This is a genomic window from Vibrio sp. Vb1554 (assembly GCF_033344235.1).
In genome coordinates, this window is the sequence record NZ_JAWPOJ010000415.1 from 1 (window position 1) to 1,079 (window position 1,079).

2 protein-coding genes are annotated in these 1,079 nt (G+C 47.3%); both read right to left on the reverse strand.

Annotated elements, in window-relative coordinates:
- Positions 1 to 449 (reverse strand): extracellular solute-binding protein (locus tag R8N28_RS26715; RefSeq protein WP_412079940.1); only part of this gene is annotated, 449 nt, incomplete at its 3' end.
- A gap of 122 nt (positions 450 to 571) precedes the next feature.
- Positions 572 to 1,079, reverse strand: a 508-nt coding sequence (locus tag R8N28_RS26720; RefSeq protein ID WP_318183857.1) for an FAD-dependent oxidoreductase, incomplete at its 5' end; no start/stop codon positions are given.

Sequence of the window (1,079 nt, forward strand, 5' to 3'; positions counted from 1 at the left end):
GCTTTACCTTTGAAAGCATCCTCGTTCACCGCTAAGACGGTCGATACGACAATGGTGTTAATCGCACACTCGTGGATCGCCCCATCGATAAAATCCTCTTTTGCTGGTGTCCCGTCAGCGCCGGGAGGCAGAATACTGGGGTTGACGGGTTCCAAAAGCCCTTCCGCGCAGCCTCGAACAATGTCTGGTTTATCCAGCGAGACCAAATCCCAACGCACGTTGTTTGCTTCTACTTGCGCTTTTATCTCCGCCAAACCGCCACTGAAATCCTCCGATACGATCTCAACACCAGTCTTTTGGATGAATGGTTTGTGGTAAGCCTCTACTTGGCTTTTGGTGAACGCGCCACCCCATGAGACGACCGTTAGTTTATCTTCAGCGTATGCCGAGGTACCCAACAGCATTCCTGAAATCAACATCACCAGTGGTGTTTTCGTCATTCGTGACATGGTTTACTCCTTTGGTTGTTTTTCTGGAGGTATCCGTTACGGCTGTTGGACACCACATTTGTTAAATTTTCGTTAACATTAGCATTAAATATATTTTATACAATATTTAATTTTAAAATTTTTTAGGCAAATCGCTGTAGTGTGAACGGCGTAATATTCACCGATGTTGGCTTATCTGCAACGAGCTCAGAGATTAGGTCTGCAGTGATCGCCGCTTGAGGCAATCCCAAGTGCTGATGACCAAATGCTAGCAATACCTTGCCATTAAAACACTGGTCGATTACCGGCAACGAGTCGATTGTTGAAGGTCGATTTCCCATCCACTTTTCCTGCTGTTCCAACGGATTTAAACCGGACTCAAACATCGCGTTCCCCTGCTGATACAACATCTCTGCGCGCTTCATGTTTGGTGGCGATTTCACATCGGCATACTCGACTGTTCCCGCCAAACGTAAGCCTTCAGACATGGGCGTCATAATGAACTTTCTGTCGGCAGAACTGATAGGAAACGGCAATGACTCACGCTTGTCATTCATCATGAGATGGTAGCCTCGCTCAGCTTGTATCGGGACATTCACACCGGTTAACTGGCGAACCAAAGCTTTAGAATGAACACCCGCTGCGACCACA